Annotated in this window: 23 protein-coding genes; 10 read left to right on the forward strand and 13 right to left on the reverse strand. The window is 73.7% G+C overall.

What is annotated here, in order from left to right; all coding sequences use genetic code 11:
* Positions 1 to 132 precede the first annotated feature (132 nt).
* Both PV410_RS11650 and PV410_RS11655 read left to right on the forward strand, forming a co-directional pair.
* A complete protein-coding gene (locus tag PV410_RS11650) occupies positions 133 to 2,586 on the forward strand; it encodes a SpoIIE family protein phosphatase (protein ID WP_500324012.1) in 2,454 nt (817 codons plus the stop codon).
* Positions 2,587 to 2,691: 105 nt separating this feature from the next.
* Positions 2,692 to 3,345 (forward strand): DNA alkylation repair protein, encoded by a 654-nt coding sequence (locus PV410_RS11655; protein ID WP_500324239.1) that lies wholly within the window; start codon positions 2,692 to 2,694, stop codon positions 3,343 to 3,345.
* 35 nt (positions 3,346 to 3,380) lie between these two features.
* On the opposite strand, the gene PV410_RS11660 is transcribed toward PV410_RS11655, so the two are convergent.
* Together PV410_RS11660 and PV410_RS11665 are read right to left on the reverse strand one after the other, a co-directional pair.
* Entirely contained in the window at positions 3,381 to 4,013 is a 633-nt protein-coding gene (locus PV410_RS11660; protein ID WP_500324240.1) for a response regulator, read from the reverse strand.
* Entirely contained in the window at positions 4,013 to 5,302 is a 1,290-nt protein-coding gene (locus PV410_RS11665) for a sensor histidine kinase (protein ID WP_500324013.1), read from the reverse strand. Before PV410_RS11665 ends, PV410_RS11660 begins: the two co-directional genes overlap by 1 nt.
* A 212-nt stretch (positions 5,303 to 5,514) precedes the next feature.
* On the opposite strand from PV410_RS11665, the gene PV410_RS11670 reads away from it, so the two are divergent.
* Together PV410_RS11670 and PV410_RS11675 are read left to right on the forward strand one after the other, a co-directional pair.
* Positions 5,515 to 6,252 (forward strand): ABC transporter ATP-binding protein, encoded by a 738-nt coding sequence (locus tag PV410_RS11670; protein ID WP_500324014.1) that lies wholly within the window; start codon positions 5,515 to 5,517, stop codon positions 6,250 to 6,252.
* Complete coding sequence (locus PV410_RS11675; protein ID WP_500324015.1) at positions 6,246 to 8,699, forward strand: ABC transporter permease; 2,454 nt, start codon at positions 6,246 to 6,248, stop codon at positions 8,697 to 8,699. Before PV410_RS11670 ends, PV410_RS11675 begins: the two co-directional genes overlap by 7 nt.
* Positions 8,700 to 8,803: 104 nt before the next feature.
* Here the strand turns inward: PV410_RS11675 and aceE are convergent, their stop codons facing one another.
* Both aceE and PV410_RS11685 read right to left on the reverse strand, forming a co-directional pair.
* Positions 8,804 to 11,518, reverse strand: a complete 2,715-nt coding sequence (gene aceE / locus PV410_RS11680) for a pyruvate dehydrogenase (acetyl-transferring), homodimeric type (protein ID WP_500324016.1) — start codon at positions 11,516 to 11,518, stop codon at positions 8,804 to 8,806.
* Positions 11,519 to 11,644: 126 nt separating this feature from the next.
* Complete coding sequence (locus PV410_RS11685; protein ID WP_500324017.1) at positions 11,645 to 12,388, reverse strand: SDR family oxidoreductase; 744 nt, start codon at positions 12,386 to 12,388, stop codon at positions 11,645 to 11,647.
* Between the two features lie 388 nt (positions 12,389 to 12,776).
* On the opposite strand from PV410_RS11685, the gene PV410_RS11690 reads away from it, so the two are divergent.
* From PV410_RS11690 to PV410_RS11700, 3 genes are all read left to right on the forward strand, one after another.
* Positions 12,777 to 13,157, forward strand: coding sequence for a cupin domain-containing protein (locus PV410_RS11690; protein WP_500324241.1), 381 nt, complete (start codon positions 12,777 to 12,779; stop codon positions 13,155 to 13,157).
* Entirely contained in the window at positions 13,154 to 13,780 is a 627-nt protein-coding gene (locus PV410_RS11695; protein ID WP_500324018.1) for a TetR/AcrR family transcriptional regulator, read from the forward strand. The genes PV410_RS11690 and PV410_RS11695 overlap by 4 nt, the downstream gene beginning before the upstream one ends.
* Positions 13,781 to 13,911: 131 nt before the next feature.
* Positions 13,912 to 14,403 (forward strand): hypothetical protein, encoded by a 492-nt coding sequence (locus PV410_RS11700; protein ID WP_500324019.1) that lies wholly within the window; start codon positions 13,912 to 13,914, stop codon positions 14,401 to 14,403.
* An 87-nt stretch (positions 14,404 to 14,490) separates the two neighbouring features.
* Here the strand turns inward: PV410_RS11700 and PV410_RS11705 are convergent, their stop codons facing one another.
* From PV410_RS11705 to PV410_RS11730, 6 genes are all read right to left on the reverse strand, one after another.
* Entirely contained in the window at positions 14,491 to 15,468 is a 978-nt protein-coding gene (locus PV410_RS11705; RefSeq protein ID WP_500324020.1) for an alpha/beta fold hydrolase, read from the reverse strand.
* 4 nt (positions 15,469 to 15,472) lie between these two features.
* The gene (locus tag PV410_RS11710; protein WP_500324021.1) at positions 15,473 to 15,676 is read right to left on the reverse strand and encodes a hypothetical protein; all 204 of its coding nucleotides are present in this window, start codon (positions 15,674 to 15,676) and stop codon (positions 15,473 to 15,475) included.
* A gap of 176 nt (positions 15,677 to 15,852) precedes the next feature.
* Positions 15,853 to 16,407: a hypothetical protein gene (locus PV410_RS11715; protein ID WP_500324022.1), complete on the reverse strand. Its 555-nt coding sequence runs from the start codon at positions 16,405 to 16,407 to the stop codon at positions 15,853 to 15,855.
* Positions 16,408 to 16,511: 104 nt separating this feature from the next.
* Positions 16,512 to 16,850, reverse strand: coding sequence for an ArsR/SmtB family transcription factor (locus tag PV410_RS11720; RefSeq protein ID WP_499509622.1), 339 nt, complete (start codon positions 16,848 to 16,850; stop codon positions 16,512 to 16,514).
* 54 nt (positions 16,851 to 16,904) lie between these two features.
* A complete protein-coding gene (locus tag PV410_RS11725) occupies positions 16,905 to 17,345 on the reverse strand; it encodes a hypothetical protein (RefSeq protein ID WP_500324023.1) in 441 nt (146 codons plus the stop codon).
* Positions 17,346 to 17,473: 128 nt separating this feature from the next.
* On the reverse strand, positions 17,474 to 18,145 hold the full coding sequence (locus PV410_RS11730; RefSeq protein WP_500324242.1) for an ABC transporter ATP-binding protein: 672 nt from the start codon (positions 18,143 to 18,145) through the stop codon (positions 17,474 to 17,476).
* A gap of 231 nt (positions 18,146 to 18,376) precedes the next feature.
* On the opposite strand from PV410_RS11730, the gene PV410_RS11735 reads away from it, so the two are divergent.
* Positions 18,377 to 19,078, forward strand: coding sequence for a GNAT family N-acetyltransferase (locus PV410_RS11735; RefSeq protein ID WP_500324024.1), 702 nt, complete (start codon positions 18,377 to 18,379; stop codon positions 19,076 to 19,078).
* A 20-nt stretch (positions 19,079 to 19,098) separates the two neighbouring features.
* Here the strand turns inward: PV410_RS11735 and PV410_RS11740 are convergent, their stop codons facing one another.
* The 3 genes from PV410_RS11740 to PV410_RS11750 form a co-directional block, all read right to left on the reverse strand.
* Positions 19,099 to 21,255, reverse strand: a complete 2,157-nt coding sequence (locus tag PV410_RS11740) for an acyltransferase family protein (RefSeq protein ID WP_500324025.1) — start codon at positions 21,253 to 21,255, stop codon at positions 19,099 to 19,101.
* A gap of 206 nt (positions 21,256 to 21,461) precedes the next feature.
* Positions 21,462 to 22,040 carry a GNAT family N-acetyltransferase gene (locus PV410_RS11745; RefSeq protein WP_500324026.1) on the reverse strand — a complete coding sequence of 193 codons (579 nt, stop codon included), beginning with the start codon at positions 22,038 to 22,040 and terminating at the stop codon, positions 21,462 to 21,464.
* A complete protein-coding gene (locus tag PV410_RS11750; RefSeq protein WP_500324027.1) occupies positions 22,037 to 22,615 on the reverse strand; it encodes a helix-turn-helix domain-containing protein in 579 nt (192 codons plus the stop codon). The genes PV410_RS11745 and PV410_RS11750 overlap by 4 nt, the downstream gene beginning before the upstream one ends.
* 141 nt (positions 22,616 to 22,756) lie before the next feature.
* Between PV410_RS11750 and PV410_RS11755 the strand changes: the two genes are divergently transcribed.
* Together PV410_RS11755 and PV410_RS11760 are read left to right on the forward strand one after the other, a co-directional pair.
* Complete coding sequence (locus tag PV410_RS11755; protein WP_500324028.1) at positions 22,757 to 23,611, forward strand: oxidoreductase; 855 nt, start codon at positions 22,757 to 22,759, stop codon at positions 23,609 to 23,611.
* A 67-nt stretch (positions 23,612 to 23,678) separates the two neighbouring features.
* Positions 23,679 to 24,317 carry a mycothiol-dependent nitroreductase Rv2466c family protein gene (locus tag PV410_RS11760; protein WP_500324029.1) on the forward strand — a complete coding sequence of 213 codons (639 nt, stop codon included), beginning with the start codon at positions 23,679 to 23,681 and terminating at the stop codon, positions 24,315 to 24,317.
* Positions 24,318 to 24,370: the final 53 nt, after the last annotated feature.

Raw genomic sequence — 24,370 nt, forward strand, 5'->3', positions numbered from 1 at the left:
CGCCGCGGACGGCGCCGGGGGAGTGCCGGGTGCGGGGCTGTCTGTCACAGATCCGGATGCTGTCCGGTCACAACCCCGGAAGACGCAAATCGGGCATTCCGCCCACCCTGCCTGCCTGAGGACGAGACTTCGATGACCTGCACGGACGCGGTGACACTCGGTAAGCACGTGAACACGCCCGGGATATCCGACTCGGCGTTCGCGCTCTTCGACGAGCGGGGAACGGTCGTCGCGTGGACGCCGGCCGCCGAGCGCCTGGTCGGATATTCCGCCGGAGCCGTGGTCGGACTGCCCGCCGCGCTGGTGCTGCCGTCCTTCGTGGAGACCCCGTCGATGTCGGACTTCGTCAAGCAGTGCCGTGCCGAGAACGGCTGGCCGGGCACGACGGCCGTGTCCCACCAGGACGGGCGCACGATCGACGTCACCCTGCGGATCACGATGCTGCGGGGCCGGAACGGCACGACACGCTGGCTCGCGACCCTGACCGACACCGGCGTCCTGTCCGGGGACGCGCTGAGCGGATCGGTGTGGGGGCCGCTCCTCGCGCGCGCGCCCATCGGAGTGGTCATCCGCGACCCGCAGCTGCGGTGCGTCTTCGTCAACGACGTCATGGAGGACCACGACGGCATCCCCGGCGACGAGCGACTCGGACGACGGTTCGTCGACGTGCTGGCCGGCGCCAAGGCGGGCGCCCTCGAGGCCGTGATGCGGCAGGTCCTGAAGAGCGGCACCACCAAGGTGCACGAGTACCGGACCTGGCTGCCGGTGAGCAAGGGCCGGGAGCATCCGTTCGCGGCGTCGTTCCACTGCCTCCAGGGCGCCGACGGGGAATCGCTGGGGGTCTGCGTCATCAGCGCCGACGTCGTCGAGAGCCGGCTCGCGCGCGAGCGCCTCGCCGCCGTCGGCGAGGCCAGTACGCGTCTGGGCAGCACCTTGGACGTGATGCAGACCAGCCAGGAACTGGCCGAGCTCGCCGTGCCGCTGCTCGCGGACTACGTCGCCGTGGACCTGGAGCAGTCCGTGCCGTTCAGCGAGGGACCGCCGGTGCGCATCGACCCGACGGGCGAACGCCTCCCCGTTCTGCGACGTGCGGGTCTGGCCACGATCCACCAGGGAGCCCCGGAATCCGCGTGGGTGCGCGGCGAACCGGTCACCGTGCCGCCCGGCTCACCGTTCGCCCACGTCCTGAGCACGGGCAGGTCCCACCTGGAGCCGATCCTGGACATCGCCCCGGGGATCTGGATCGACCAGGACCCGGCCCTGGCCGCGAGGATCCGCAAGAACGGGGTCCACTCGCTGATGGTCGTCCCCATTCGCGCCCGGCGCGCACTGCTGGGTGTGGCGCTGTTCATCCGCACCGCGGACCCCGAGCCGTTCCAGGACGTCGACCTGCTGCTGGCCGAGGAACTCGTCGGGCGTGCCGCCGTGGCACTGGACAACGCGCGCCAGTACGCACGCGAGCACACCGCGGCCCTCACCCTCCAGCGCAACCTGCTCCCGCACCGGCTGAGGGGCGGCATGGCCGTCGACGCGGCATCGCGCTACCTGCCCGCCGACATGGACCACGGGGTGGGTGGCGACTGGTTCGACGTCATCCCGCTGTCGGGCGCCCGGGTCGCCCTCGTCGTCGGTGACGTCGTCGGTCACGGTCTGCACGCCGCGGCGACCATGGGCACGCTCCGCGCCGCCGTCCGCACGCTGGCCGACATGGAACTGCCCCCCGCCGAACTGCTGACCCGCCTCGACGACACGGTCCAGAGACTGGTCGAGGAGGACACCGACCCCGCGGACCAGACACCCGCCGTCGTGGGCGCCACCTGCCTGTACGCCGTCTACGACCCGGCCACCCGCGTGTGCACCATGGCCCGGGCCGGGCACCCCCCGCCCGCCCTCGTCGACCACGAGGGCCGGGTCACCTTCCCCGACCTGCCCACCGGAGCGCCCCTGGGCATCGGCCTCGGGGACCCCTTCGAGGCCGTGGAGCTGGAACTGCCCGTGGGAAGCCTGATCGCCCTCTACACCGACGGCCTGATCGAGAGCCGCGGCGGCGACATCGAGGAAGGGATGGACCGCCTGGGCGCCGCCCTCGGGGAACCTGGCCGGTCCCTGGAGGAGCTCTGCACCCGCGCGACGGAGTCCCTCCCCGCGCAGGTACCGTGCGACGACGTCACCCTGCTCCTGGTCAGGACCCGGTCGCTCAACTCGGCCCACATCGCCTCCTGGACGCTGCCCGCCGACGAGACCGCCGTGCGCCGCGCCCGGAAGCTGGCCGCCGGCCAGCTGACCGCCTGGGGCCTGGACGGGCTCGAACACTCCACGAAGCTCCTCGTGAGCGAGCTGGTCACCAACGCCGTGCGCCACGGCGCCGGCCCGATCGGCCTGCGCCTGATCCGGCACCAGGCCCTGACCTGCGAGGTGTCGGACACCGACGTCTGCGCCCCGCGCCTGCGCAGCGCGGACTCCATGGACGAGAACGGCCGCGGCCTCTTCCTGGTCGCCCAGATGTCCCGTCGCTGGGGATCCCGCTCGGCGGTGGACGGCAAGGTCGTCTGGGCCGAACTGGACGTGGCCGCCTCAGCCGCGTAGGGACCGGCCGCCGCGGCCTCCGGCCGGCTGTGGCACCGTCGTAAGCTGAACCCCGCTCGCGAGGGACAGGAGACCGAGGTGGCCGAGACGACGCCGGCCGAGGTGATGGCCGAGCTGGCCGCGCTGGAGGACCCCAAGACCCGCGCGGTGAACGAGAGGCACGGCGACGACCACGGTGTGAACCTCGGCAAGCTGCGCGCCCTCGCGAAGCGGCTGAAGACGCAGCAGGAACTCGCGTGCGGGCTCTGGGAGAGGGACGACACCGCGGCGCGACTGCTGGCGACCCTGATCTGCCGCCCCAAGGCGTTCGGGCGCGGCGAGCTGGACGTCATGCTGCGCGAGGCGCGCGCGCCCAAGGTGCACGACTGGCTCGTGAACTACGTGGTGAAGAAGAACCCGCACGCCGAAGAGCTGCGGGTGGCCTGGCTGGCCGACCCGGATCCCGTGGTGGCGAGCGCCGGATGGGCGCTGACCACCGAACGCGTGGCGAAGAAGCCCGACGGCCTGGATCTCCCGGGGCTGCTCGACGCCATCGAGGCGGACATGAAGGACGCCCCGGACCGCCTGCAGTGGGCGATGAACCACTGCCTGGCCCAGATCGGGATCGAGCACCCCGAGCTCCGCGCCCGCGCCGTCGACATCGGCGAGCGCCTGGAGGTGCTCAAGGACTACCCGACCTCCCCGGGGTGCACGTCCCCGTTCGCGCCGGTCTGGATCACCGAGATGGTCCGCCGGCGGCACGATGCGGCGGCGGGCTGACCCGCGGAGCGACCGGTGCGGGGGTTCGGCATGGATCAGGCCCGCAGGTAGGCCAGGACGGCCAGGACGCGGCGGTGGGTCTCGTCGGCCGGGGGGAGGTCGAGCTTGGTGAGGATGCTGCCGATGTGCTTGCCCACGGCCGCCTCGGAGACGACAAGGTGGCGCGCGATCGCGCCGTTCGACCTGCCCTCCGCGACCAGCGCCAGCACTTCCCGTTCACGCGGGGTGAGCCGCTGCAGCGGATCGCGGCGGCGGCGCAGCAACTGCCGTACGACCTCGGGGTCGACGACCGTGCCGCCCGCGGCGACCTCGCACAGCGCCTCGACGAACTCCTCGACCTGGCCGACCCGGTCCTTCAGCAGGTATCCGAGGCCCGTTCCGTCGCCGGAGTCCAGCAACTCGGCGGCGTAGGCGCGCTGCACGTACTGACTGAGGACGAGGACGGGCAGGGTGGGCCGCTTCTGCCGCAGCAGCACCGCGGCCCGCAGGCCCTCGTCCTGGAATCCGGGCGGCATGCGGACGTCCGTCACCACCACGTCGGGGGAGTGCTCGTCGACGGCCGTGACCAGCGCGCCGGCGTCGCCCACGGCGGCCACCACCTCGTGCCCGCAGCGGTCGAGGAGGCCGGTCAGCCCGTCCCGCAGCAGGACGCTGTCCTCGGCCAGCACTACGCGGAGCGCTCGGTCCACTCGCAAGGGATCTCCACACGTAGCAGGGTCGGCCCGCCCCGGGGGCTGGACAGGGAGAGTCTGCCATCCAGTACGGACACCCGGTCGGCGAGCCCGGTCAGCCCGCTGCCCGCAGCGGGCTCGGCGCCGCCCCGGCCGTCGTCGCGCACCTGGAGGAAGAGCCGCCCGTCGCGGTGCCCGCCGCTCACCTCGGCGCGGTCGGCGGCGCTGTGCCGGGCGACGTTGGCGAGGGCCTCGCGCACCACGAAGTACGCGGCGGCCTCGACCGCCCGGGGCAGCCGTCCGGGCAGTTCCACGTCGACGTCGACGGGGACGGCGGAGCGGTCGGCGGCGTCGGCGACGGCCGCCGCCAGGCCGAAGTCGGCCAGGACCCGGGGGTGGATGCCGTGGATGAGCTCGCGCAGTTCCTCCAGGGCCCTGCCCGCCTCGTCGTGGGCCGTGGCGAGCCGGTCGGCCAGCGGGCCGGGCGGCGCGTCCATGCGGGCCAGCCCCAGGGCCATGGACAGGGCGACGAGGCGTTGCTGCGCCCCGTCGTGGAGGTCCCGTTCGATCCTGCGCCGCTCCGCCTCGAAGGCGTCCACCAGGCGCACGCGGGAGCGGGTCAGTTCGACGATCCGGGCGCCCAGGTCCCGGTCGCGCGGGGCGACGAGGAGCCGGGCGAGGCCGGCCCTGGCGCCCGCGGCGGCGCCCAGGACGTACGCGCCGAGCGCGAGCAGCAGCAGCCCCAGGACGGCGGTGCCCCACGCCGCGGGCCACGTGGTGACGCTCCACTGCTTGAGCACCTTCGCCTCGTGGCCCTCCCCGGCGGTGGCCATCAGCACCGGAGTCGCGACCAGGGAGACCGGCACCGCCAGCGCGACGGTGACGAGGAGGGCGTCCACCGGCCACAGCAGACCCGCGAACAGCAGGGCGTAGCCGAGCTCCCGCCAGGTCGCCCGCTCCCGCAGCCGGGTGGTCAGCCAGGCCCACAACCCTCCCTCGGCGGGCGGCACATGCGGTCCCGGCGCGGGATCACGGTCGACCAGGCGCAGCCGGCCCCGCTCCAGCACGGCGACGGGAAGACCCGCGAGCGCGGTGAGCACGAGCAACGGCAGGCCCACCAGCACGACCGCGAGGGCGGCCCCGGCGGCCGCCGCGGTCACGATCCCCACGAGGGTGACGGCGCCCGCGACCACCCCGGTCAGCAGGTACGCCAGCGAGCGCCACGGCCACGCGGACCGCAGGAACCCCGGTCCGGACATCGCCTGCCACACATTCCTGGGTTGCATGCGGATCACCGTAGGACCCGGGCGCGGGTCCGGACCATCGGGCCGGCGGGAGGACCGGGGGTATGCCTGGCCCTACCCCGGATCTCGCCCCTGCCGCACTGCGCCGGACCCGTCCCACGGGATTTCGTGGAGCCGTCCGGGAGGCGCCGCGTCCCGGAGCACGCCGCCCCGCCGGGCGCGGCGGAGAACCGGCACCGAACGAGTGGGGACAGATGAACGACGACGCCATCCGATTGCGCTCCGTCAGCAGGCGGCACGGCTGCGGCGACAACGCCGTGACGGCCCTCGACGAGATCTCCCTCGCCTTTCCCAGGGGGTCCTTCACCGCCGTCATGGGGCCCTCCGGCTCGGGCAAGTCGACCCTCCTGCAGTGCGCCGCGGGCCTGGACCGGCCCACGTCGGGGTCGGTCCTCCTCGGCGGCACCGACCTCACCGGCCTCGGTGAGAGGCAGTTGACCCTGCTGCGCCGTGAACGCATCGGGTTCGTCTTCCAGGCGTTCAACCTGCTGCCGTCGCTGACCGCCGAGCAGAACGCCGCGCTCCCCCTGCGCCTGGCCGGCCGCCGGCCCTCCCGCGCGCGGGTGCGTGACGTGTTGCGGCAGGTCGGGCTCGGCGACCGCGCCGGGCACCGGCCGTCGGAGCTGTCGGGCGGGCAGCAGCAACGCGTCGCCCTGGCACGTGCGTTGATCACCCGCCCCGAGGTGCTGTTCGGCGACGAACCGACCGGCGCCCTGGACTCGCGGACCAGCCGAGAGGTGCTGACCCTGCTGCGCGGCATGGCCGACCATGAGGGCCAGACCGTCGTGATGGTCACCCACGACCCGGTGGCCGCCTCCTACGCCGACCGCGTCGTGTTCCTCGTCGACGGCCGCGTCAACGGCGAAGTGGCCGCGGCGGGCGCCGACGTCATCGCCGCGCGCATGACCGGGCTGGAGGCCGTGCCGTGCTGAGCCTCGCCCTGCACACCCTGCGCACCCGCTGGGTCACCTTCGCCGGCAGCTTCGTCGCGCTGTCGCTGGGGGTCGCGCTGCTGGCCGTGATGGGGCTGGTCCTCGCCTCCTCCCAGGACGCGCCCGTACGGGTGCCGGAACGCTTCGCGGCGGCGCCGGTCGTGGTCCGCGGCCAGGACACCCTGCGCGTGGCCACGCCGAGGGGCGAGGCGACGCAGCCGCTCGCGCAGCCGCGTGCCGTACCCGCCGCGACCCTCGCCGGGCTGCGGCGGCTCGGCACGGTGGTCGAGGACCGGTCCTTCCCCGTACGGGCCGAGGGCGGGCCCGGCGACCTCGTGGGACACCCCTGGTCCACCGCGGCGTTCGCCCCGTACCGGCTCAGTGCGGGACGCGCGCCCCGCGCCGCCGACGAGGTCGTCGTGACCGGCGGCTGGGCCACGCCGGGCGCACGGGTGCGCACCGACCGGGGCACCGTCCGCGTCGTGGGCACCGTGCCCGGGCGCGGGTTCGAGCACGCCGTGTTCTACACCGACGCGCGCGCCGCCCGACTGTGCCCCGTCAGCGTGCAGTTGGTGGCCGACGCGGACGCCGCCGCGGTACGGGACGCCGTCCGCGGCAGCGGCGCCCGGGTGCTGACCGGGAACCAGCGCCGTCACGCCGACGCCGACCCCGGCCGGGACGCCGAGGCGGTGACCGCGCTGAACGCCCTGTTCGGCACCGCCGGCGGCGTCACCGCCTTCGTGTCGGTGTTCGTCGTGGCGTCCACGTTCGCCTTCGCGGTCGCCCAGCGGCGCCGCGAGTTCGGGCTGCTGCGCACCGCGGGCGCCACCCCGGGCCTGCTGCGCCGCATGGTGCTGACCGAGTCCCTGCTGGTCGGCGTGCTCGCCTCGGCGGCGGGCTGCGCGCTCGGCGGGTACGCCGCGCCGTGGCTGGCCGCGTCGGTGGTCGACGGCGGACTGGCACCGGGCTGGTTCGCCGTCGGCGACCACACCTGGCCGTACCACGCCGCGTTCTGGACGGGCCTGCTCGTCGCCCTCGGAGGGGCGGCCGCGGCCTCGTGGCGGGCCGGCCGCACCGGCCCGGCGCAGGCGCTGCGCGAGGCCTCCGTGGACACCGGGGCGATGACGTGGGGCCGGTGGCTGTCCGGCGGCGGGCTGCTGCTGACCGCCGTGGTGACCCTCTGCGTCACGCTGTACGGCGACCCCGGCGACCTGCTGCACCGCAAGACGTACGTGAGCCGGCCGATGCTGCTGATCACCGCGACCGCGCTGCTCGCACCCGTCGTGCTGCGCCCGCTGACCAGGCTGCTCGCCCGGGCCTCGGGGCTGCTGCCCGGCGCGGCCGGCATGCTCGTGGGCGAGAACGCCGCCGCCGGCGTGCGCCGTACCGCCGCGGTCGCCTCGCCCGTGCTGGTGGTGGTCGCCCTCACGGGCTCGCTGCTCGGCGCCACCGCCACGCTCGGCCGTGCCGAGGCCGCCGAGGCGCGCGAGCGGACCACCGCCGCCTTCGTCCTCGTCGCACCGGACGGCGCGGGCTTCGGCACCCGGACCCTGGAGCGTCTGCGCGACGTCCCCGGGACGCAGGTGTCACCGACCGCGTCGAGCGCGGTGTACGTCCTGGAGGACGGCCCGGCGCTGATCAGGTCCGAGGCGCACGCCGCCGACCCCCGGGCCCTCGCCGCCACCAGCCGGCTGCCGCTCGTCGCGGGGAAGGTGAGCGACCTGGACGACGGGTCGATCGTCGTCAACGAGGAATGGGAACGGCACTCCGTCGGGCAGAGCGTCCGGGTGTGGCTCGGGAACGGCACCGGCAGGACGCTGCGCATCGCGGCGGTGATGGCCACCGGCACGGGCGGGAACGGCGTCTACGTCACCCCCGCCAACGCCCCCGGCGCTCCCGTCGACCGGGTGGACGTCGCCCTGGCCCAGGGCGCCGACCCCGGCGCGGTGGCCGCCGCGCTGCGCGAGGCGGTGCAGCCGTCCGGCGGCCGGGTGCTGACCCGGGACGCGTGGCTCGCGGCCGCCCGGCCCGGGAACGACCGCACGACCCGGCTCGGCTTCCTGCTCGTCCTCGGCATCGCCCTGCTCTACACCGCCATCTCCCTGGTCAACACCATGGTGATGGCCACCTCCGACCGGATCCGCGAGCTGGCCGTGCTGCGCCTGGCCGGGGCCACGCGGCGGCAGGTGCTGCGGCTGGTGGGCGCCGAGTCCCTGGTGGTCGTCGCGGTCGGCGCCCTGCTGGGCCTGGCCGTCGCCGCACTCAACCTGGCCGGGATGCGCTGTGCGTTGGCCCTGCTGTCGGTGGACAGTCCGATCGCACTGCCGTGGACGGCCGTCGGTGCGGCCGTGGGCGCGTGCGCGGTGCTCGCGGTCGCCGCCGCGACCGTCCCGGCCGCGCTGGCCGTGCGGGGCCCGGCGGCGGCACTGGCCGGGATGCGGGAGTGAACCCCGCGCCGGGCCGCCGCCCGGCGCGGGGCGGCGGGCCCTCGGCGACGTTCACACCGAGGGCCCGCGGGGACACGGAGACGTCCGTGCCCCCGGTGGGCGCGTCAGGCCTGCCAGCCGTATCGGCCGCGGGCCTGCTCCACCGTCTGCGGGGTGACCGCTCCGGCGCGCGCCAACCGGTCCAGGGCGGCCACCACGATCGACCCGGCGTCCACCCGGAAGTAGCGGCGCGCCGCTTCCCGGGTGTCCGACAGGCCGAAGCCGTCCGTGCCGAGGGAGGAGTAGTCCTGCTCGATCCACTGGCTGATCTGGTCGGGCACCTGCCGCATCCAGTCGCTGACCGCCAGGACGGGCCCGGGTGCCCCCGACAGCGCCGAGGTCACGTACGGGACGCGCTCCTCACCACCGATCCGCTGCCGGTCGGCGTCGAGCGCGTCGCGGCGCAGTTCCGTCCAGGAGGTCACCGACCAGACGTCCGCCTGCACCCCCCACTCGGACGCGAGGAGCTCCTGGGCCTCCAGCGCCCAGTGGATCGCCGTGCCGGAGGACAGCAGCTGGATCCGCGGCCCGGCGCCGGGGGACTGCGCCTGCCGGAAGCGGTAGATGCCCCGCAGGATCCCCTCCTCGACCGACGGCCCGTCGGGCATCGCAGGCTGCCGCTTCGACTCGTTGTAGACCGTCAGGTAGTAGAAGACGTCCTCGGGCCGGTCGCCGTACATCCGCCGCAGCCCCTCCCTGACGATCACGGCGATCTCGAAGGCGAAGGCGGGGTCGTAGCTCACGGCGGCGGGGTTGGTGGACGCCAGCAGGTGCGAGTGCCCGTCGGCGTGCTGCAGGCCCTCGCCCGTCATCGTCGTACGCCCCGCGGTCGCGCCGACCACGAAGCCCCGCCCCAACTGGTCGGCCAGGGCCCAGAACTGGTCGCCCGTCCGCTGGAACCCGAACATCGCGTAGAAGATGTAGAACGGGATCATGGGCTCGCCGTGCGTGGCGTAGGCCGTCGCGGCGGCCGTGAACTCCGCCATCGACCCGGCCTCGGTGATCCCCTCGTCGATCAGCTGCCCGTTCTCGGCCTCGCGGTAGTGCAGCAACTGGTCGGCGTCGACGGGCTCGTAGGTCTGGCCGTCGGGGGAGTAGATCCCGGCCGTCGGGAAGAGGGACTCCATGCCGAACGTCCGCGCCTCGTCGGGGATGATCGGCACCCAGCGCCGTCCCGTGTCGGGGTCGCGCATGAGGTCCTTGACCAGCCGCACGAGCGCCATGGTGGTGGCCACCTCCTGCTTGCCGAAGCCCTTGCGCAGGGCCTCGAAGGGCGCGGCCGGCGGCTGCTTGAGCGGCTTGGCGACCACCCTGCGCACCGGCGCGGGGCCGCCCAGGGCCGCCCGCCGCTCCCGCAGGTAGCGCACCTCCTCGGAGTCCTCGCCGGGGTGCCAGTACGGCACCAGGTCCCCGCTCAGCGCGCTGTCCGGGATGGGCAGCTCCAGCGTGTCGCGCATCCGGCGGAACTGCGCCATCGTCAGCTTCTTCATCTGGTGGTTGGCGTTGCGCGACTCGAAGTCGGAGCCCAGGGTGTGCCCCTTGACGGTCTGGGCGAGGACGACGGTCGGCGCGCCCCGGTGCTCCACGGCGGCGCGGTAGGCGGCGTACACCTTCAGGGGTTCGTGACCGCCCCGGGACTCGGTGAACAGCTCGGATATCCGTCCGTCGGTCAGTCCCGCCGCGATGCGGGCCAGCGCGTCGCCGGTGAAGAAGTGCTCGCGTGCGTAGGCCGCGTCGCGCGCGGCGTACGTCTGCATCTGGGCGTCGGGCACCTCGCCGAGCCGCCGCACCAGGGCCCCCTCCGTGTCCTGCGCCAGCAGCGGGTCCCAGGCCTCGCCCCACAGGGACTTGACCACGTTCCAGCCCGCGCCGCGGAACCGGCCCTCGAGTTCCCGCACGATGCTGGAGTTGGACCGTACCGGCCCGTCCAGGCGCTGCAGGTTGCAGTTGACGACGAAGGTCAGGTTGTCGAGACCCTCGCGCGCGGCGAGCGCCAGCGCGGCCAGCGACTCGGGCTCGTCCACCTCGCCGTCCCCGAGGAACGCCCACACCCGCGACGCGGACGTGTCCTTGATGCCGCGGCCGTGGAGGTAGCGGTTGAACCTGGCCTGGTAGACGGCCGCGAGAGGGCCGAGACCCATGGAGACGGTGGGGAACTCCCACAGCCACGGCAGGCGCCGGGGGTGCGGGTAGGACGGCAGGCCATGGCCTCCGGCCTCACGGCGGTAGCCGTCGAGTTGCTCCTCGCCCAGCCTGCCCTCCAGGAACGCGCGGGCGTAGATGCCGGGTGACGCGTGCCCCTGCACGAAAAGCTGGTCGCCCGAACCTCCCCCGGAGCCTTCGGCCCGGGGGGAGCCCCGGTCCTTGCCCTTGAAGAAGTGCTGGAAGCCGACCTCGTAGAGCCAGGCCGCCGACGCGTACGTCGCGATGTGGCCCCCCAGGCCCAGGCGGGAGGCGCGGGTGACCATGGCCGCCGCGTTCCACCGGTTCAGCGCGGTGATCCGGGACTCCATCGCGAGGTCGCCGGGGAAGGCCGGCTGGGCCGCCGCGGGGATCGTGTTGACGGGTTCCGTGGACAGCAGCCCGGGGACCGGCACCCCGGACGCCGCCGCGTACTCGTGGACGCGCCGCAGCAGGTAGGCGGCCCGGTCGGGACCGGCGTGCCGGATGACGGCGTCGAGCGACGCCCGCCATTCCGCGGTCTCCTCGGCGTCGCGGTCGGGCAACCGGTCGAGCGGGCTGGGCGAGGGGGACTGCGCGGACTGCGCCGGATCACTCATGGCGGCCTTCCTGTCGGGACAAGGGGAGGGGAGGGCGGCGGCCGCGGAGGGGGACTCGCGGACGGCGGCCGCCGGAGACGGGGCGGTGCGGGGCGGGCGCGGACGGTGCCGCGGGTGCCGCGGGCGTCACCGCTGCGTGAGCCACTCGCGGAACGTCGTGCGGCCCACGTGGGCGTCCGCTCCGGGGAGCAGCGACCGTCGCTGCAGCTCGGCGCCGAAGAACCACGCGTGCTCGTCGGTGACGACGTTCCGGGCGTCGCCCGTGGCGGTCAGCAGGTCGGCGGTGAGCTCGTCGAGCGCGAACTCGTGCGGCCCGGCGACCTCCAGGGTGCCGAACAGCGGCACCCCCACCGCCACGCGCGCGACCGCCGCCGCGATGTCGTCCGCCGACACGGGCCGCACCAGGGCGGGCGCCACGCGCACCTCGCCGTCCTGGTCCGCGCCCGCCACGGCCATCGCCTCGACGCATTCGAAGGACAGGGCGGCACGGACGATCGAGTGGGGGACCGGGGAGCGCCGCACCTGCTCCTCCAGCAGCAGCTTCGCGCGGAAGTAGCCCGACAGCAGTCGCTCGGCCCCCATGAAGGAGAGGACCACGTGGTGCTCGGCCCCCGCCGCCTCGGCCGCGGCCAGCAGGCGCGCGGTGGCGGTGCGGAAGTACTGCAGGCTGACCGGTTCGGCGGGCGAGGGCGTGTCGGTGACGTCGACCACGATGTCGGCGCCGCGCAGTGTCCCGGCGAGGTCCCTGTCCGTGACGGCTCCGGGCCGGTCGCAGTCCGGCAGGGGGACGACCTCCACCCCGTGGTCCCGCAGCCTGGCGACCGTCCTGGAACCGAGCAGACCGCCGGCCCCTGCGACAACGACTCTCATCCGGGTCCCTTTCGTCCGCGGGGCCGTCGGCCCTCCGATGTCCTCGTGACGGCGCAGCCGGCCACTCCACCTGCTGTGACCGCGCCCGTGCCGCGGTTGTGACACCACCGGGCGACGGCTCCTGCGAGCGGTCGGGGAGGCGCGAAGGCGGGGGACGTCACACCGGCGGGTGCTGTCCGGTCGTATGGAGGAGCAGCGACGTCCGCCCGGAAGGGACGACGGTGGTGGCCATCGCCGGCCGATGTCGGTACCTCGGCCGTGCGCAACGGCGACATGCCATCATTTCTGCACAATTCGGGCACAATCAAGGAGGTGTAGCGCAGTGTCGGAGACACAGGGCAGCAGCAACGAGCAGCCGCGGTCGGAGGCCTGGAAGACGGCGGTGACGATGCTGCAGGATGCCAAGCCCCCCTTCATCCCCGAGGGCGCCTCGGGGATGACGATCGCCGTCGAGTGGCCCCCCGGCGACCCCGGGACCCCGCCCCACCGCCACTCGGGGCCGGCCTTCGGGTACGTGCTCGAAGGAGCGGTCCGGTTCGAGCTCGAAGGCGAGCCGGAGCGGATCGTCAAGGCCGGTGAGACGTTCTGGGAGCCGGGTGGGGACGTCATCCACTACCAGGACGGCAACGCCCTGCCGGACGCGCGGACCCGGTTCGTCGTGACCATGCTGTGCGCGCCCGGCCGGCCGATGCTCACCCTGGTCGACGACGCCGAACTGGCCCAGCGCGCCCACCTGCGCGCCCCGCGCCCACCGCGGACCGGCGCGTGACCACTTCCGCACCGGACGGCGGAGCGCAGCAGGAGTGCGGGCCGCGCTACGGCGGACTGCGGGCCGACGCGGTGCGCAACCGCCGCAGGATCCGTACGGCCGCCGCCGACCTGCTCGCCGAACAGGGCGCGGGCGTGTCGCTGGACCGGATAGCCCGCCTGGCCGGGGTCAGCAACGCGACGCTGTACCGCCACTACGCCAGCCGCGAGGAACTGCTGACCGACGTGGCCGAGCAGATCGCGGCGGTGGCCGTGGCCGCCGAAGCACGGCTGGCCACGAGCGATCCTCTGGTCGCGCTCCGCGGTTTCCTGGAAGCCATGGCGTCCGCGCGGCCGGCTGCCTTGTACTGCCTGCCCGAAGGCGCGGCCGACGGGCCGCGGGCCCGCGTGGCCGGCGCCACGCGGCGGCTGCTGTCCCGCGCGCAGCGTTCGGGACGCGTACGTGAGGACATCACCGCCGAGGACGTCCTCGCCGTCGTGGCCCAGCTCGGCCGCCCCCTGCCGGGCGCCACCTGGCGGGCCACCGAGGACAGGTGCCCGCGCCTGGTCCGCCAGTACGTGGACGGCCTGGTCGTGCCCGCCTCCCGGACGCCGCACGAGCCGTACCACCTGCCCCGGCGCTGAGCCGGGGCGCGTTCCGCGCCCTCCCCGCGCCCTCCCTGCCCCCGGGATCACCGGCCGGGGGCGGGATCCTCGCCCCCATCGTCGGCAGCGGAACCGGCATCCTCCGGGGCGAGCTCCGGCGCAACGGCGAGATGGTCTCCGACTACCCCTTCGCGGACGTCACGGTTCCACAGGACCCGACTCCCGCGGACCACGTGCTGAAGGCCAGCTACGACCGCGACTCCGCCCTCAGCGACATCTCCGCCGGCAATTCCGCGGAGTGGCGGTTCCGCTCCGCCGGTACCGAGCAGCCCAAGTCGCTCCCGCTGTACGCGGTCCGCATGTCGCCGGAGCTCGACGAGTGGAACCGCGCGGGAGCCGGCGGCACGCTGGAGATCCCGGCCTACATCCAGCGTGAGGGGGCCCCGGTGTCCGCCGTCCGCACGTTCACCGTCGAGGTCTCCTACGACGAGGGCAAGACCTGGCAGCGCGCCGAGGTCAAGGGCTCGGGCATGCATCGCACCGTGAAGGTGTCCCACCCGAAGCGCTTCTCTGGCGGTGCCGTGTCCCTGCGCACCTTCGTCGAGGATGCCGCGGGCAACTCCTTCAAGCAGACCGTGCTCAAGGCCTATCTCATCAAGTGACGGGCCGTACGCCCGCTGACCCGGGCCCGCCGGACGACCGTCCGGCGGGCCCGGCGTACGTCCGGTTGCCCGGCTCCGCCCCCACGGTCAGCGCGACGCCCCCTGGGGAACGACGTGCTCCAGCACGAAGCCGGTCACGACGTCCGCGAACCGCCCGGGGCGCTCGAAGTGCGCCAGGTGGCCCGTGTCCTCCAGGACGGCAAGCTGCGCACCGGGGATCCGCTCGTGGATCATCCGCGCCCACCGCGGTCCGCAGATGAAGTCGTCCGCGCCGACCAGCACCAGCGTGGGCGCCGTGATGCCGGACAGCCGCTCGCGGACGTCGAAGGCGGGGCCCTCGCCGAGGGAGGGTTCGGCGTACATGCGCAAGGACCCGCGCGCGGGCCCGAACTCGCCCTCGCGTCCCCAGTAGTCGACGACGTACGCCGGCAGGATCGTGCGCAGGCAGTCGGTGGCGCCGTCGTCGTCGAGCTGCCCGAGCGGCGCCGTCAGGGCCTCCACGTAGGTGGCGACCTCGGGGTGGTCCGCGACATGACGGCGGGCGAACCGCTCCATGTTGGCCACGGCGTCCGCCCAGAACTCCTCGCCGGTCACGGGGGACGTGTCGTACAGGACGAGGGAGCCGAGGTGCTCCGGGTGCTCCAGCGCGTACTGCTGGGCGACGAATCCGCCGTACGAATGGCCGAGCAGCGTCACCGAGGGCTGCGCGAGGTGCTCGATCACAGCGTTCACGAAGCGCGTGTACGTCGCCAAGGTGTAGTCGCGCGGGTCGGGCAGGCGTCCGGACGCGCCGGTGCCGACGGGCTCGACGTACACCATCGTGAACGCACGCTCCAGGAGCGGCATGCGCAGGTACTCCCAGCCGATGCCGGGCCCGCCCGAGAGGGCGAGGCACACCGGGCCCCCGGCGCCGGCCACGTGGTACCGCTGCGCGACGGCGGCGCCCTTGTGGTCGACGGTGATCGTGTGGGTACCCGGGGCGAGTGGCCCGCCCGTGCTGTCGGCGGCGCGAGGGAGGGCAGCGGGCGAGGAGGAAGAGTTCACACTGTTCACATGCTGTGTCACAGCGTCAGTCTACGTCTGCGTCCGGGCGCGCGAGGCCCGGCAGGCTGGGCAGGTCGCGCAGGGACTCGTTCACGGCTTCCAGCCGGGCGTCCACCGCGGTGATCTCCTCCTGCAGCCGATGGACGTGCGCCTCCAGGGCGGCGGCCTCGGCGGCCAGTGACATGACGATCGCCCGCACGTCGGGGGCGCCATCGGTGTTCGGGAGCATCGTTGTCCTTCCAGGCGGAACAGCCGTCGAGACGCGAACGGCCGGAGGAGGGGGGCAGGGGAAACCCCCTCCTCCGGCCGCTCACCCGGCGCGGAGCGCCGGTCAAGCACACTCTTGACAGTTCAGCCGCCGGGATTGTGACAACGAAGCGCCAGGGGCCTCGTGGCCCCGGGTCGTCAGCCGGCGGCCCGGTACAGGCCGCGCCCGGCGCGCTGGACCCTGGAGCCGCCCACCAGCCGGTCGAGCGTGCTGCGCACCGCGTTGATGCTGCCGGCGTTCTCGTCCCGGCCGAGAGCCGCCGCGACCTCGCGCGCCCGCACCTCCGACCCGCCTGTTGTGGCGAGGTAGTCGAGGATCTGCTCGGTGAGCCTGCCGTAGCCGCCCGCCGCGGAAGCGCCGTTCCGTTCCGCCGTGCCGTCCTCGGCTTCCTCGGACTGCGCTTCAGCGGTCCGTGCTTCCCCGGCCCTCTCCTCCTCGGCCCTCGCTTCCTCGACCTCCACGACGGGAGGCTGCCGTTCCTCGACCTGGGTGCCCGCGGCCGCGAGGGCGGGAGCCGTGACCGCCAGGTGGCCGAGGGCGCCGAGAGCCCTTCGCACCGATCCCAGGTGGGCGACGACCGCCGCCAACTCCCGTTCGAGTGCCTGCTTCTGCAGCTCGAGGCGCTGCAGTTCTCCCTGCAGGGCTCCGGCCGTGACCTGGAGATCCTCGGTCGTGTGCGCTGCTGAGACCATGTGTCCTCTCATTCCCGGCCCCTGGGGGCCAACGTCCGCGCACACAGATTAGTACGGCGAACACACGCGGTGACCACGCGGGACTCCAACGGCGGTGTCCCGGACTACGGATCCACCACGGTGACCTCGCCGACGTCCTCTGCGTCGGCCGCGGAGAGCAGGGCCCGGGTCAGATCGGGGAACCGCTCGTCCAGCTCGGCGCGACGCAGCGTGACGTAGCAGCGCGTCCCCTCCTGGCGGGTCCGTGTGATGCCGGCCTCGCGCAGGATCTTCAGATGGTGGCTCAAGGTGGACTTGGCGACGGGCGCCCGCAACTGGCCCCACCCGCGTTCCCTGCCGTCGGCCAGCACGCGCACGATCCCGATCCGTGTCGGATCGCTGAGCGCGGCGAGGACGCGCGGCAGGCTCATCTCGCTCGCCTCGTGGGAATGCTGGTCCGCCATGGGGTCACGATAACCCGAATGTTCGAAGAATGTCGAACCCCGACCGGAGGGGGCCTACCCCCGGCGCGCCCGGTACAGGCCACGGCCCGCACGGTCCACGCGCGACGCCCCCACGAGGCGGTCCAGTGTGCTCCGGACGGCGTTGATGCTGCCACTGTCACCGTCGCGCCCGAGGGCCGCGGCGACGTCGCGGGCACGTACCTCGGCGTCACCGGCCTGCTCGAAGAAGTCCATGATCTGCTCGGTGAGCCTGCCGTACGTCGTGCCGGTGCCGGCAGGGGACGTCACGTCCGCAGGGGTGGGGGCGGCGGCCTCAGGGGTGCGGATGACCGACTGGAGGGCGCCCAGGGCCCGCTGCACCGAACCGAGGTGCGCCACGACCGCGGCGAGCTCCCTCTCCAGGGCCTGCCTCTGGGCCTCTAGACGGACCAGATCCTCGTGGAGGCTCTCCGCGGTGTGCTCGACGTTCCGCGCCGCCCGGGTCACCGAAGCCATGTGATCCCCTCACCTCCGTGCGTTCCGCGTTCACACGGATGCACATGGTGCCGACCGATGGGCACCGTTCGTATCCCAATTTACGCGCCGAGGGGCGTGATGTCCCCACTCTTCGTGGAAGGCGTGGGTCAGTCGGTGGGGGTGATGTGGCCGTCGCGGAGTTCCAGGACGCGGTCGGCGAGGGCGAGGAGCTGGGGGTCGTGGGTGGCGACGAGGGCGGTGACGCCTTCGCTGTGGACGACGGCGCGCAGGAGTTCCATGACGGCGCGGCCGGTGTCGGCGTCGAGCTGGCCGGTGGGTTCGTCGGCGATGATCAGGGCGGGGCGGTTGGCCAGGGCGCGGGCGATGGCGACGCGTTGTTGCTGGCCGCCGGACATCTCGCCGGGGCGCTGGTCGGCGTGGCCTTGCAGGCCGACCAGGGAGAGCAGGAGGGCGACGCGTTCTTCGCGTTCGCGGCGGGGGGTGTTGCGCAGTCGCAGGGGGACGCCGACGTTCTCGGCGGCGGTGAGGATGGGCAGCAGGCCGAAGGACTGGAAGACGAAGCCCATGCGGTCGCGGCGCAGGGCGAGCAGGTCGCGTTCGCCCAGGCCGCCCAGCGCGGTCCCGTCGACGGTGACGCGGCCGGCGTCGGCGCGGTCCAGGCCGCCGATGATGTTCAGCAGGGTCGTCTTGCCCGAGCCCGAGCGGCCCTTGAGCGCGACCAGTTCACCTCGGGCCACGGAGAAGGACACCCCGCCCAGGGCGTGCACCGCGGTGTCCCCGGCACCGAAGGTGCGCACCAGGTCCTCGACCACCACCATCGCCTCGGAGGCCGCCCCGTCGCCCGCCGGGCCCTCACGCCGTTCCAGCAGTCCCTCGCTCATGCCCGCCAGCATAAGGGGAGGTCACCGCCCACAAGGAAGGACCGTCACCGCACTGCATCGGCATGTGACACGTGTGACACCATGCCTGATCGAGATCGCAGACGAAGGAGACGCCTTGGGCGCGGCGAGCACGGAGGCGCTGGCACGGGTCACCGCCTCCGCCAGTACTTGACGGGGTGGGGCCGGACGCAGCGAGCCGACGGCGACCTCGACCGCTATCGCAGCGGTCTCGCCACGCCGCAGTTCAACGGTGTGGTCCGGGTACGGTCCCTGGACGCGGTGGCGCAGGCCGTGACCGCCGCGCGCACCGAACTCGCGGGCGTCCCCTGGTGGTGGGCCGGCCCGGACAGCCCCGAAGGCGCCTCTGCCGCCCTGACCCGGCACGGCGCGGTCCCGCTCGGCGCCCTGCCCCTGATGGTGCGGCCCCTCGACCGCGCCCCGGCCCCCCAGGACCCGCCGGCCGGCCTGGGCGTCGAGGCGGTGGAGACCCCGGACCGGCCGGCCGAACTGGTCGGCACGTACCGCACCTCCATGGGCTTCGCGCCCGAGCTGCAGCCAGGCCTCGTACGGTCAGAGGCGCGGCGCGCGGACAACGCGGACATCGTCCGCCTGGCCGCCGTGCTGCACGGTGACGTCGTCGGTACGACGGTGCTGATCACGGCGCACGACGTGGCCGGCATCTTCCTCGTCCACGTCGCCGCGCCCCACCGCCGCCGCGGCATCGGCGCCGCATTGACCTCGGCCGCCCTCGACGTCGCCCACGACCGGGGCACGCACCTGGCCGCCCTCATCGCCAGCCCGTCCGGTGAACCCCTCTACCGCCGCTTCACCACGGTCTCCGAGTACCGGCTCTTCACCCTGCCCGCCTGACTCCCGGCCGGCGGGAGGGCCTAAGGGCCGGTCGGCCGTACGGGGTGCCGGCTCAGGTCCGCGCCGTAGAGGACGGTCATCTCGTGGTCCAGCACCGGTGCGATGGCCTCGGCGTAGGACTCGGTGAGGTGGCTGTCGTCGCGGTAGACGAAGGTGTCGGCCACCACCACGGGACAGTCGCCGCCGGTGCCGCAGAGCCAGGGGACCGGGTCGACCACCGAGACGCCGGTGGCCGCGGCCGCTTCGGTGATCTCCCGCTTCTTGTCGGGATCCCTGACCGCCTGCCCGATCTCGGACGCGCACCGTTCCAGCTCCTGCGGATGGGTCCCCGCGCAGTCGACCGCGTCCCCCTTCGGCCAGGGGGTGTCCTCGATGGCCAGCACCTGGGCGCCGCTCCTCGCCAGTTCCCGGTAGGTCCGCTCGAAACCGTCGGTCCACTGCCGGCGCGGGTCGGCGGACGGCCGGGCCAGGTCGGCCGTGTCCGAGGAGGAGGCGATCACCAGCGCGGGCTTCAGGGACCTGATCCGGGCCAGTGCCTTGGTGCGCCACCGGTCGCAGGACGTGTACGGCTCGCCCTGGTAGACCGTGGTGACCGCGGCGACCTTGCACGATGCCTTGGTCAGCGAGACCAGTCTCCAGTGGCGCTCGCGGGCCAGCCGGTCGAGCGCGGGGAACCACTGGGCCGCGTGTGAGTCCCCGAAGAGGACGACCGTCTTCGGCGCGGACCGGTCGCCGTAGACGCACGACGGTGTTGCCGTGCTCTGGTAGCCGATGTGGCAGCCGTCCCGGTAGACCGCCGACAACGTCCCCTTGACCTTGGTGATCCCGGGCGTGAGATTGACCGGCAGACTGCGTTCGGGTGCCTCCAGCAGCTCGGTCAGACGTGTCTGCGGGTCGGTCACCCCGGTGAGCGTGCCCCTCAGCTCCGGGGCGGCCGCTCCCGAACTGATCAGTGGCGGGAAGGCCGTCGCGACCAGCGCCGCCGCCGTGGCGCACGCCGTCAGCCCCGCGCCCAGCCCCAGTGCCCGTGCGGGACGGCCGCGGAAGACGTGGTGGAACCGCACCGGGTTCTCGACCAGACGCAGCGTCCCCCAGGCCAGCAGCAGGGAGATCACCGCACACACCAGGCCGAAGCGGACGGTCGCCGGCCGCTCCCACGCCATCGGCAGGATCACCAGCATCGGCCAGTGCCACAGGTACCAGCCGTACGACAGGCCGCCGACCCAAGTGAGAGGCCGCAGCGACAACAGCGCCCCGGCCCCGTACCGCGCGGGGGAACAGCCCCCCGCCAGCACCAGCACGGTGCCGAGCACGGGCGCGAGCGCATAGGGCCCGGGGAACGGCGTGGCGTCGTCGAACCAGACCGCCGCCACCACCAGCGACACCAGCCCGGCCCAGCTCATCGGCCCGGCCACCCGGGCCGGCAACCGCTCCAGCCGGCCGGCGGAGAGCGCGAGCAGCGCCCCGGCACCGAGCTCCCAGAAGCGGGTGTGCGAGCCGAAGTACGCCCAGGACACCGAGGTGCCCGTCACCCACACGTTCAGGGCGAAGGAGATCGCGCACAGCACCGCGAGCGGCGCCGCCAGCAGTCCGGTCCGGCGCCGGGCAAGCTTCCAGCTCGCCCACAGCAGCAGTGGCCAGACCAGGTAGAACTGCTCCTCGACCGCCAGTGACCAGAAGTGCTGGAACGGCGACGGCGGGCTGTCCGCGTTGAGGTAGTTGGTGCCGGCGTTCGCCAGCCGGAGGTTCACCACGTAGAAGGTGCTGCCGAGCGCATCCCCGACGTACTCCGCGAAGCGGACCTTCGACAGGTACAGCCAGGCGCCGCCGAGCGTGACGACCCCGACGAGGGTCGACGCGGGGAGCAACCGCAGGGCCCGGCGGGCGTAGAACCTCCGCACCGACACACGGTCGTTCCGGGCCAGCTCACGCAGCAGCAGCGAGGTGATGAGGAAGCCCGAGATCACGAAGAAGACGTCGACCCCGATGTAGCCGCCCGCCAGCGGCCGGACCCCGGCGTGCGAGAGCACCACGAGCGAGACCGCGAGCGCGCGCAGCCCCTGGATGTCGAGGCGCAGCGGTGCTCCGGCGGCCGGACGGACCGGTGTTCCGGCGTTCGCCTCCGGTGGCGGGGGTGCCTGCGTCGCAGTTGCCGCGGGCCACGACGCACGTGACACGGAATCTCCTCTGGTCTTGATGGACGAGCGCCGAACCGTGCGACGCCGCTGACCAGACGCTCGATGACCGGGCAGGGTTGCGCGCGATCGGCCGGGTTCGGCCGTTCTTCGCCGGCTGCCCGCTCGTCCTTGTCCTTCCGTTCACCGCGAGGTCGCGTACCGGCGGATCCGCGCTCGCAGTGCGGGCGGGAGCGAGGCGCGCGGGCCTACGGCCGGTGGTTCGACGCGCGCTCCTGCGCGGACGGCAGCGCCTTGAAGTAGAAGGTCGTCGGCCGCAGCACCCCCGCCGGGTTCGCGGCGTGGGCGGGGACGGTGCCGTAGGGGGTCCAGCCGGCGCTGCGGTAGAGCTGTTCTGCGGGGCTGGCGGTCTCGGTGTCGAGCAGCAGGAGGGTCGCGCCCGCGGCCGCCGCGGCGTGTTCGGCGACGGTGAGGAGGGCTCGGCCGAGGCCGTGGCCGCGGGCGCGGCGGTGGACCATGAGCTTGAGGACCTCGGCGCGGTGGCGGCCGTTGGGCTTGCCCTCGTGGGCGAGGCTGACGGTACCGGTGACACCGGCGGTGTCGCGGGCGGCCCAGACGGTGAGACCGCCGTCCGCGACGACGTGGGCGCGGGCGCGCCACCAGGCGGCCGCCTCGGCGTGGGTGAAGGGGGTCACGAAGCCGAGGGACGCGCCGCCCTCGACGGCGTCCACGAGGAGGGCGGCGAGGTCGTCGGCGGATTCCAGCAGGGCTTCGGCGGAGAGCGGGGCGACGGCGTGCACGGGGGCGGGGGCGCGGCTGTCCTTCATGGCAGTACCACCACGACGGTGTAGCGGGCGGGGTCCGGGCCGGGGCAGCGGAAGCGGGAGGTGCCCCACAGGCGGTAGCGGAGGCAGTCGCCGGGGGCGAGGTGGTGTGAGCGGTCCTCGACGGTGACCGCGAGGGCCCCCTCGTGCAACCACACGTGGTGTTCGAGCCCGGCCACGGGTGGGCCTTCGTACGCGATGTCCGCACCGGGGCGCAGCACCCCTTCGATGATCTCGGCCCGCAGTCCGGGGTGCGGGGGTGAGACGGAGCGCCGCTCGAAGCCGGACGGGGTGTCGGTCCAGACGCGCTGGTCGGCAGCGCGTACGAGTTGCGCGGGCTCGCCGCCGCTCTCGACCTCGGCGAGCAGCCGGGACATGGTGCGTCCGTACGCGGTGCACAGGCGCCCGAGCAGGGCGGCCGTGGGGCTGATCTCGGCGCGTTCGAGGCGGGAGAGCGTCGAGCGGCTGATGCCGGTGCGCGTCGCGAGGTCGTCGAGGGACCAGCCGCGCTCGTCGCGCAGCTCGGCGAGGCGCGCGGCGAGGCGGGTGTCGACGGACGTGGGGGCGGTTTCTCTCACATCCGGGACGGTATCCCAGATCCGGGACACGACCAAGGGTGGGCGGGCCCCGCGCCTTTGACGCACCCCGGCGGGTCGCCTATCGTGTAGTAGACCGATCGTCTACTACGTCTCCATCACCTCCCCCCGGAGCAGGAACACATGAGCGTTCAGGGCCAGAGCAAGACGTTTCTGATCACCGGTGTCAGCGGCGGCCTCGGCCGTGCCTTCGCCCAGGAGGCACTCGCCGCCGGTCACCGGGTCGTCGGCACGGTCCGCGCACCGGAGCGGATCGCCGAGTTCGAGGCCCTGGCCCCGGGGCGTGCCAGCGCCAGGCTGCTGGACGTGACGGACGAACAGGCCGTCGTCCCCCTCGTCGACGAGGTGGAACGGAACACCGGCCCCGTCGACGTGCTGATCAGCAACGCCGGCTACGGCCTCGAAGGCACCGTCGAGGAGTCGGCGATGGCGGACCTGCGCCGGCAGTTCGAGGTCAACGTCTTCGGCAGCGTCGCCGTCATCAAGGCGGTCCTGCCCCACATGCGCCGGCGCCGCGGCGGGCACATCGTGACGCTCTCGTCCATGGCCGGCCTCACCGCCCTCCCCGGAGTCGCGTTCTACGGCGCGAGCAAGTTCGCCATGGAGGGGATCGCCGCGTCCCTGGCCCAGGAGGTCGCCGGTTTCGGCATCCACGTCACCTCCCTCGCGCTCGGCTCGTTCCGCACCGACTGGGCGGGCCGCTCGATGACCCGCGTGCCGCGCAGCATCCCCGACTACGACACGCTGTTCGACCCCATCAGGTCCGCCCGGCAGGCCAAGAGCGGCAACCAGGCCGGTGATCCGGCCCGCGCCGCCCGGGCGCTGCTGCGGGTCCTGGATGCCGACAACCCCCCGGTCCACCTCGTCCTCGGCACCGATGCTCTGCGTCTGGTCGAAGAGGGGCAGCGGCTGCTGCGCGAGGACCTCGCCGCCTGGGCCGACCTCACGGTCTCCACCGATTTCCCCGCCGACCGGTGAACAACGTGAACCCGACGTCTCCCTGGCCCCTCCGCCAGGGTTCCTGCTACCGAGTTTGGACCCTCCTGTGAACGCATCCCGCCCCCGTACGGCCGTCGACTTCTGGCTCGACCCGGTGTGCCCCTGGACCTGGCTGACCTCGCGCTGGATGCTCGAGGTCGAGAGGATCCGGCCGGTCGACGTCACCTGGCGCGTGATGAGCCTGGCCGTGCTCAACGAGGACCGCCTCGACCAACTGCCGGAGCGCATACGCGAGCTGATGGGCCTGGCATGGGCACCGGTCCGGGTCCTGACCGCGGCCTCGCAGGCCTACGGACCCGAGGTGACGGGGCCCTTGTACACCGCCATGGGCACCCGCTTCCACCTGCACCAGCAGCCCCGGACCAAGCCGACGATCGCGGCCGCGCTGCGCGACGCGGGCCTGCCCGAGAGCCTCGCGGACGCCGGCGACACCGACACCTTCGACGCCTTGGTGCGCGCCTCCCACCAGCAGGCCGTCGACCTGGTCGGCGAGGACGTCGGCAGTCCCGTCGTCGCCCTGCCCGGTCAGGACGGTGACAGGGCCGCGTTCTTCGGCCCGGTGGTCAGTCCCGCCCCGAAGGGCGAGGAGGCAGGGCGCCTCTGGGACGCCGCGATCGTCCTCGCCTCCATGCCGGACTTCTACGAGATGAAGCGCACCCGCACCGCCGGTCCCGTCTTCGACTGAGGCGCGGCGACTGCGGCGACTCCGGCGGTGGCGGGGGCGGCGGCCAGCGGCCC

The organism is Streptomyces sp. PA03-5A (genome assembly GCF_033792725.1).
Classification (GTDB): domain Bacteria; phylum Actinomycetota; class Actinomycetes; order Streptomycetales; family Streptomycetaceae; genus Actinacidiphila.